At 63.1% G+C, this 8,090-nt stretch carries 8 protein-coding genes; 2 read left to right on the top strand and 6 right to left on the bottom strand.

Annotated elements, in window-relative coordinates; translation table 11 throughout:
- The coding region (locus QQ25_RS29645) for a nuclear transport factor 2 family protein (protein ID WP_082017753.1) at positions 1-477 on the bottom strand (477 nt) is incomplete at its 3' end.
- A 289-nt stretch (positions 478-766) separates the two neighbouring features.
- Between QQ25_RS29645 and QQ25_RS29640 the strand changes: the two genes are divergently transcribed.
- Positions 767-1,807 carry an NADP-dependent oxidoreductase gene (locus tag QQ25_RS29640; RefSeq protein ID WP_039382908.1) on the top strand — a complete coding sequence of 347 codons (1,041 nt, stop codon included), beginning with the start codon at positions 767-769 and terminating at the stop codon, positions 1,805-1,807.
- Positions 1,808-1,866: 59 nt separating this feature from the next.
- On the opposite strand, the gene QQ25_RS29635 is transcribed toward QQ25_RS29640, so the two are convergent.
- The gene (locus tag QQ25_RS29635; RefSeq protein WP_039382906.1) at positions 1,867-3,369 is read right to left on the bottom strand and encodes a long-chain-fatty-acid--CoA ligase; all 1,503 of its coding nucleotides are present in this window, start codon (positions 3,367-3,369) and stop codon (positions 1,867-1,869) included.
- 244 nt (positions 3,370-3,613) lie between these two features.
- Here QQ25_RS29635 and QQ25_RS29630 point away from each other — a divergent pair, with 244 nt between their 5' ends.
- Complete coding sequence (locus QQ25_RS29630; RefSeq protein WP_052236169.1) at positions 3,614-4,315, top strand: TetR/AcrR family transcriptional regulator; 702 nt, start codon at positions 3,614-3,616, stop codon at positions 4,313-4,315.
- Between the two features lie 48 nt (positions 4,316-4,363).
- Here QQ25_RS29630 and QQ25_RS29625 read toward each other — a convergent pair whose 3' ends face one another.
- From QQ25_RS29625 to QQ25_RS29610, 4 genes are all read right to left on the bottom strand, one after another.
- Positions 4,364-5,230, bottom strand: coding sequence for a mycofactocin-coupled SDR family oxidoreductase (locus tag QQ25_RS29625; protein WP_039327490.1), 867 nt, complete (start codon positions 5,228-5,230; stop codon positions 4,364-4,366).
- A gap of 83 nt (positions 5,231-5,313) precedes the next feature.
- Complete coding sequence (locus QQ25_RS29620) at positions 5,314-5,739, bottom strand: VOC family protein (protein WP_052236167.1); 426 nt, start codon at positions 5,737-5,739, stop codon at positions 5,314-5,316.
- The gene (locus QQ25_RS29615) at positions 5,736-7,241 is read right to left on the bottom strand and encodes a CoA-acylating methylmalonate-semialdehyde dehydrogenase (protein ID WP_082017752.1); all 1,506 of its coding nucleotides are present in this window, start codon (positions 7,239-7,241) and stop codon (positions 5,736-5,738) included. Before QQ25_RS29615 ends, QQ25_RS29620 begins: the two co-directional genes overlap by 4 nt.
- A 49-nt stretch (positions 7,242-7,290) precedes the next feature.
- Complete coding sequence (locus QQ25_RS29610; RefSeq protein WP_039327492.1) at positions 7,291-7,851, bottom strand: cupin domain-containing protein; 561 nt, start codon at positions 7,849-7,851, stop codon at positions 7,291-7,293.
- Between the last annotated feature and the right edge of the window lie 239 nt (positions 7,852-8,090).

The following is an 8,090-nucleotide window of genomic DNA, read 5'->3' as shown; positions in this document are numbered from 1 at the left end:
GGTGGCCCCCACTCCGGCGGCCGCCATCACTGCTGACATACCCTCGGCGATCACGTCGCGCCCGAAGGCCTCGAGCACGACATTGGGATTGAAGTACTCGCGGATCAGCACAACTTTGCCGTCCCGGATCCGCATGTGGGTGCAATAGGTATTGGCGTAGATCTTGCCGGTCTGCGTGACCGTCGCCTTCCCGTGCAGTTCCAGAACGAAGAGTTCCGGGTCGGTCGTGTCGTGCACGATCAGCGAATCGATCCGGAGGTCCGGCACGGAGTCGAAGAACCAGTCGATGAAATGACCGATCAGGTGTCGACCGGGGACGGTATCGGCGAGCGGCTCGGGCGCGAAGGGCATCTCCCAGACGCCATCCTCGGCAAAGTTGTCCTTCCACGCCTCGAGAGCCGCACCACGAGGTGGGCCGTCATCAAGGGCCTTCCAGAATCGCTCAACCGTCGCGCGGTTGTCCGTTTGTACGCTCATGCGCCGCCTCCATCTCTCGGTCGACTGCCCTCACAGTCGGATGCTCAAATCCGACAGTGCACTATGCGTCGTTAATAGTCAACAGTCTGTCGACAATACCCACATCCCGAGGGACTCAGGCGTGCTCGGCGTCCAGCGATGTGGCTGTCCCATTATCTCGACATGGCGTTGATTAATACCGACACACAGTCTATTCTGGCCGGTGGCCTCACCGCCATGCCCTGTCCGCGGCGCTTACGCGGCGCGACGACCCCTACCCCAAACCCCCTGCGACCAACGAGGATCCGCCATGACGACACCCATCAACCGGCTCTTTCGTCTGCAGAGCCGACCGCAAGGCGCGGTCACCGAAAAGGACCTCGAGTGGATCGAGGAGTGCGTTCCGGAAATTGACGAAGGGCAGGCGCTGGTCCGTACCCTGTACCTCTCGCTCGACCCCACAAACCGCGTCTGGATGAGTCAGTTGCGTTCCTACATCCCACCGGTTGAGTTGGGTGCCGTGATGCGAGGCCTCGGTGTCGGGCAGGTCGTCGAAAGTCGGCGAGACGATCTGCCGGTCGGAGCGTACGTCCTCGGCTTTACCGGTTGGCAAGACTATTGTGTCGCTGACGATTCCGTTCTGGAATTTCCGTTCACAGTTCTTCCCGACCCGCTGCCGGCACCGCTTCCCGCATTCCTCGGAATACTTGGCCACACGGGTATTTCTGCGTTCATCGGTGTTGAGTTGGGCGATCCCCAGCCAGGCGAGACGGTTGTTGTTTCCGCCGCTGCGGGGGCGGTCGGTTCTATCGCCGGACAGCTGGCCAAGCAGCGTGGCGCCCGCGTGGTCGGCATCGCCGGCGGTGTTGAAAAGTGCCGACACTTGGTGGAGGAACTAGGCTTTGACGCATGCGTCGACCGGCACGCGGACAACTGGCGCGAGTTACTCGACGACGCGACTCCCGACGGCGTTGACGTCGACTTCGAGAACGTAGGCGGCCCGATAATGGATCACGTCCTGGGGCGGCTGAACATCGGCGCACGAGTGTCGCTATGTGGCCTGATCTCGGAGTACGACACGTACAACGAAGACAGCGGTCAGCCCGGCCTGCGTAATGCAAACCAGTTGTTGATGCAGCGAGCCACCCTGCGGGGCTTCATCGTTACCGACCACGTCGAACGTTACGGCGAAATCATCGACAAGATCGCCGCGGCCCTGGGCGAGGGCTCGTTGACGTACGACGAGACCATCGTCGACGGACTGGAGAACGCTCGGGAAACCCTCAATCAGGCACTGTCCGGCGGCACCCGAGGTAAAGCAGTCATCAAGGTCGCGTCTCCCGTCGATTGACGAGGCGTGGCGAGGCTCGGCCCGGCAGCGTCGAGCCTCGCCACGATGGCTGAAAGCACTTACGCCTCAGCCAGTTCGGCGGAATGGGGCGGCTGCACCTCACGCCTGAGGATCTTCCCGGTCGGCCCCTTGGGCAATGAGTCGACGAACCAGATCTCGCGGGGGTATTTGTACGCGGCGAGTCGACCTCGGACGAAGGTCTTCAATTCTTCGGATTTCGCCGACGCCCCAGGCTTGAGTGCCACGGCCGCGCCGATCTCCTCCCCCAGGTCTGCGTGTTTGATGCCGATCACCGCCGCTTCGGCGACGCAAGGATGTTCGTAGAGGACTTCCTCGACTTCGCGGGGATAGACGTTGTACCCGCCCCGGATGATCAGGTCCTTTTTTCGGTCGACGATGGTGTAGTACCCGTCGCCATCGCGAATGGCGATGTCCCCGGTACGAAACCACCCATCGGGGATGGCTTCGGCGGTTGCCTCAGGCCGGTTCCAGTATCCCTTCATGAGATTCTCGCCCTGGATGACGATCTCGCCTGGCACACCGTCGGGAATGTCCTCGCCGTCGTCGGCGACGATCCGCAGCGCGCAGCCCCGTACGGGTATTCCGATGGTGCCCGGTCTGCGTTGGTGCCCTGGCTGGTTGAAGCAGGCGATGGGTGCCGTCTCCGAGAGTCCGTACCCTTCGTAGATCTCGCAGTCGAACTTCTGCTCGAACGCTTTGAGAATCTCGACGGGCATGGGCGCACCGCCGGTGATACACGTGCGGAGCGAGGACATGTCGGTGTTGTCCGCATCTCCAGAGTGCAACATCGCGGCGTACATCGTCGGCACACCCTCGAGAACCGTCACTCGATCGCGGGCCAGGATCTGTAAAACCTTGGCCGCCTCGAAGCGAGGGACCAGGGTGAGAAGGGCCGCGGATTTGACCGCTGCATTGAGCCCGCAGGTGAGGCCGAAGACGTGAAACAACGGCAAGCAACCGAGGATCACATCTTCCGGGCCCGCTTCGATCAATGTGTCCACTGTCGTCGCGGCGTTGGTCGACAGGTTCCCGTGGGTGAGTTCTGCCCCCTTGGGTTTCCCGGTGGTACCGGAGGTGTAGAGAATGACGGCGGTGTCGATGTCGGTTCGACCGGTTGCTTCGTAGATTGGGCTGCCGGACAAGTTCATTGGGCCCGTGGCGGGTACCAATTCCGAAGGAATCCCGACTTTCGCCGCGGCCGACACGACCGCATCGCTCCCGTCCAACCCGTACACCAGTGACATACCCGAGTCGGTGAGGTAGTACTCGACCTCGCGCGCATTGAGCAGTGGATTCATCGGCACGGCAACCGCGCCGGCCAGTAGAGCACCATAAAACAACACCGGGTATGCGGGGACGTTCGGAAGCACCAGGCCTACCCGCTCGCCTGGGAGCACGCCCCGGGCTCGCAGGTCTCCGGCCACAGCCGAAGCGTGGTGGTGGAGCTGCCGATAGGACACGACGTACTCGTCAAGCTTCACGGCCGGCCGGTCGCCGTATGCGTGGGCGGTTGCGACGAGATTGTCTGCGAGGTTGGACACGGTTGACTCCCGCTTCGCGTAGAGAGCATTTCATTCCGCGGCCGGCGTGCGAATCCCGTTTGAGCGCAAGCAGATCAGCGGCAGAATCTGAACAGACGGCCGGCGCGGCCTCCATGAGGCCAGACCGGCCATCCCACTTAGTATGCACTACATGTTGAGTATTATCAACGCACCGTCGATAGTTTGCCGATGCGCTGTCCGCGGCACGCCGGCTTCGTGGTAGGCCTGACCTATCATGTGTCTCATGGCGTCCACTTCACCTTTCGGCCCGAGCACCGCGGAAACACGGGTGGGCCGCCGCAACATCAAAGGTGACAGGCGCGAGCAAGCCATCCTCGAAGGTGCTTACGACATGTTGCGCACGGTGCCACTGCGCAACATCTCCATCGACGATCTCACCAAGCGGGCCGGGCTGTCGCGGTCGTCGTTCTACTTTTACTTCGAGTCCAAGTGGCAGCTGCTGTCTGCGCTGCTCTCCCGGGTCACCGCCGACGTGTTCCAGGCGTCGCAGCTGATTTTTGAGCGTCCGGCAGGCATGCCGCCGGAGGCTGCCATCGAGCACGCGGTCAAGGAAGTCATTCAGGTATGGGAACAGCATGGTCACGTTCTCCGTGAAGTAGGCGACGCCGCTGCGGCCGAGCCAGACTTGCAGACGCAATGGGACACGATCCTGGGCCGGTTCATCGACGCGTCGGCTGCCAGCATCGAGCGTGACAGAGCCGCCGGCGTGGCCATCGACGGGCCACCGGCCCGGTCTTTGGCCGCAGCATTGATGTGGATGGGCGAACGCAACCTTGCGTTGATGAGTCTGCGCAGTGAGAACGCGATCCCATTGGAAGACATGGCCGAAACGGTGACCACCATTTGGCTGCGGACGGTCTATGGCCTTGAGTGGAAGCCCGCCAAAAAACCCGTGAGACGCCGCAAGCCCTCCGCAAAGGCGTGATCGACGCCTTCGCAGAGGGCTCACCTGACTCCAGGGTGTGCTCGGACGCTATTGGTTGTCCAAGGCCATTTTCGTCATATTGAGGCCCGGCATCAGCATGTGACCGCCTTCGACCAACATCTCCAGGCCTGTCGTCCATCGTGATTCGTCCGATGCCAGCCACAGCACCGCCTCACTCATGGCCTGCGGTGGCAGGAGGCCCACATCCCGCAGGACCGCCCAGTACTTCGCGCCCTGTAAGTCCTCTTTGACACCGTTTCCCGGCCCCTTGCCCGCGCAAAGGTCGTAGCCACCTTGCCAATCCAAGGCGGGAGTATCGGTCGGCCCGGGAAGCAGCGAGTTGACTCGGATGCCGAACTGGCCGAACTCGAGTGCTGCGCTCTTCGCCAAGCCGAGTACGCCATGCTTCGATGCCACGTAGTGGACGTAATGGGGAGATCCCTCGACACCGTTGCCGGACGAGGTGATGATCACCGAGCCACCTCCGCGCGCCTTCATGGCGGGAGTCACCGCTTTCAGCGTGCGCCAGGGCCCCATGATGTTGACATTGAGCACATCCAAGAACTCGTCCTCGGGAATGTCCGCGAACGGGTGCACAGTCCAGATGCCGGCGTTGGCCACGGCGACATCGAGTCCGCCGAAGGCCCGCACGCCCTCGGCTACCAGCTTGTCCAGCGGAGCCTGTGCGCGAACATCGCCGTGGTGCGCGATGATCCGCCGGCCCAACGCCTCGACCTCCTTGACCGTGATCTCGAGGTCAGCGGCCGTGCCAACGGGATAGGGAACCCCTCCATTCGCCGGGCAGTCGAAGGCGAGGATATCCGCACCTTCCTGGGCGAGGCGGATCGCGTGTGCTCGCCCCTGACCTCGGGCCGCGCCGGTGACCAGCGCGACCTTTCCTTCCATGCGTCCCATTTTCACTCCTCTTCTAAGGTGAATCGTTTACGGCCGGCCTGTCGGCGGGACCGCCTGTGGTGCAACGGATATCGATCGAGACCTCACTCGCTCGGCCTGATCAGTTGGAGCAGAACATCGATCCCGGGAGGCTCGGTCCAGACATGTGTGGCGTCTCCCATCAGGATCGGTGCTGCGATCGGCTCCGCGCGCCCAGGCCCTCGGATGGCGCAGCCCGCGAGTTCGGGACCGTCGGCGTGGTGCAGCCGTAGTGCTACGTGGTCAAGCTTTGCCGGTGCTCCGTCGAGGGCTACATCGAGCGCGTCCAGGTCGTGCATGGTGTACAGCTCGACCTCTGCGCCGGAAACGTTGAGGAACGCCGCGCTGATGCTCATGACCGGAACCTCGACCGCGCGAGCGACCTCGACCCCAAACCGATTGGACCAGTGCGTGAGTGCCGAGTCCAGGTCGCGCACCAGGATGCCGACGTGGTCCAGTCGAGGAGGGGCGGCAGCGGGTGGCGAGGTCACTGGCTGCCCGCCGCGACGAAGTGCGGGGCAAGGCCCGTTGCGGGCTCTGTCCAACGCTGAGTGATGACCTTGGACCTGGTGTAAAAGCGGTAGGCGTCGTAGTTGAGCCCGTCATCACCGAAGCGCGAGTCGCCCCATCCGCCGAAACCGAACCACGAGATCGGCACGGGGATAGGCACGTTGATCCCTACACTGCCGGCCGATACGCCGCGGGCGAATCGACGGGCCGCCGCGCCACTACCCGTGAAGATGATGGCGCCGTTCCCGTAGGGATTCTCGTTGACGATCTGCAGGGCCTGCTCGAGATCTTCGGCGCGCAGCACGCTGAGGACCGGTCCGAACACTTCGTCGCGATAGAGATCGCTCTCGACGCTGACGCCATCGACGAGACTGGGACCGATGAAGTAACCGGCTCCGGGTGCTGTCCGTTCACGGCCGTCGACGACCAGTCGGCCGCCCTGCTCGACGGAGCGCTGTAGGGCCCCACGGACCCGATCGAGTGCGCCCTCCGAGATCAACGGCCCCATGTCGGTGCCCGACGCCGCACCCGGGCCCACCGTGAACGCGTTGGCGCGCTCGGCAACCTTGGCCACCAACGCATCTGCAGCAGGGCCGACCGCGACCGCGACCGTCACGGCCATGCAGCGCTGACCCGCAGCCCCGTAGGCCGCCGAAACCAGGGCGTCGGCCGCGGCATCGAGGTCTGCGTCGGGCATCACCACCATGTGGTTCTTGGCGCCCCCGAGGGCCTGCACTTTCTTGCCGGCCTCCGCCGAGCGCCGGTAGATCGCACGGGCGACAGGGGTGGAGCCGACGAACGACACCGCCGCGACATCGGGGTGGTCGATGAGAGCCCCGGCTGCCTCCACACCACCGTGCACAACGTTGAGCACGCCGTCGGGCAATCCTGCTTCGCTCGCGATCTGCGCCAATCGCACCGATGCCGACGGCACCTGTTCACTTGGCTTGAGCACGAACGCGTTCCCGCACGCAATGGCGGCGGCGAACATCGACACCGGCACCATGGCCGGAAAGTTGAACGGTGTGATGCCGGCGCAAACGCCCAGCGGTTGCCGGAAAGAGTACGTGTCGACCCCGTTGGCAACCTGCTCGGCGTACTCGCCCTTGAGTTGCTGCACAACCGAAAGCGACACGTCGATGGCTTCGATCGAACGTGCCAGCTCTCCCCGGGCATCTGCAAGCGTCTTGCCCTGTTCGGCCGTGATGATCGACGCCAAGTCGTCCGTCTGCTCGTGCAGCAACACCCGGAAGCGATGCAATACCGCTGCGCGGGCGGGGCCAGGGGTATCAGCCCAGGCCACCGCCGCAGTGCGCGCACTGGCTACAGCTTCGTCGACGGCATCGGCACCGCCCAAGACGACGGACCCGATCACGCGCCCCGTGGCGGGATCATGGATCTCGGCTCGCGTCCCCTCCGTCGAGGAGACGGCCGCACCGCCGATCCAATGCGGCACGGTGTCAAGAGATACATCGATGGTCACAGCAACTCCAATGGTCAGTAACGCCAAATACCTGAAACGACAACCACGTTCAGGCCTGTTCGCGCGGATGTGGAATTTCGGGGAACATCTCCAGGCCGTAGTTGACCTTGAGGTTCTCGACCTCCGCCTGCAGCTGCTCGGGCGTCCGGAGCTCACGATCGCGCGCTTCGTAGAAGTACTTGTCGATACCGCCGTTGGGCTCGAAACCACTGCTGTCGGGCCCGGGCACGAACACCACGAGAATCCGGGCTTCGTCACCGACCACCTCGTAGGTGTGCCGCTGATCCTTACGCCCCCAGACGAACTGACCCTTTTTGGCGTTGTACGAACCGGCCTCGGTGTGGATCTTGATTTCGCCGTCCATCACGAAGAAGCCTTCTTCTTCGCGGTGGTGGATGTGCCAGACCGGTTCGGTACCGCGCACCCAATTCGTCTCGATGACGATCAGCTGGCCGTTGGTGGTCTCACCGGTCGCGTGAATCCAGAAATCCACGCCCGTCATGAAGTCACCGGTCATGTTGAAGTGGATGTCGTCACGGTGGGAGACGTAGCTCTCTCCATCGCGTGAAGTCGACGGTTGGATCTGGTCGACGTCCGATCTCGTGGCCATGTCAATCCTCTTTTTGTGGTTGTGACGCCGTGCGCCGGTGTTCGGTGTCACGGCCTTGGCCAGATTGAGATTAGACTCACAGTTGAAATTAGTCAACACAGTGTCCATTTTGCGTGAGCGGTTCAGCCGAACCGACGTCAACCCAAAACTCGACAGTGTGTTGACTATCACCAACGCATGGTGCAGACTCGGTTCCACCACGGGTCTGGACGGCAGCCCGCTCGAAAACGGAGGTACGA

This window comes from Mycolicibacterium setense (genome assembly GCF_000805385.1).
Lineage (GTDB): Bacteria > Actinomycetota > Actinomycetes > Mycobacteriales > Mycobacteriaceae > Mycobacterium > Mycobacterium setense.
The sequence above is the reverse complement of the archived record's forward strand: the minus strand, read 5'-3'. Positions and strand labels throughout refer to the sequence as shown.

Coding starts and splice junctions, on each gene's coding strand:
- QQ25_RS29625 (WP_039327490.1), bottom strand. CDS start 5,230: ATGGGACGCATGGAAGGAAAGGTCGCGCTGGTCACCGGCGCGGCCCGA.
- QQ25_RS29640 (WP_039382908.1), top strand. CDS start 767: ATGACGACACCCATCAACCGGCTCTTTCGTCTGCAGAGCCGACCGCAA.
- QQ25_RS29610 (WP_039327492.1), bottom strand. CDS start 7,851: ATGGCCACGAGATCGGACGTCGACCAGATCCAACCGTCGACTTCACGC.
- QQ25_RS29630 (WP_052236169.1), top strand. CDS start 3,614: ATGGCGTCCACTTCACCTTTCGGCCCGAGCACCGCGGAAACACGGGTG.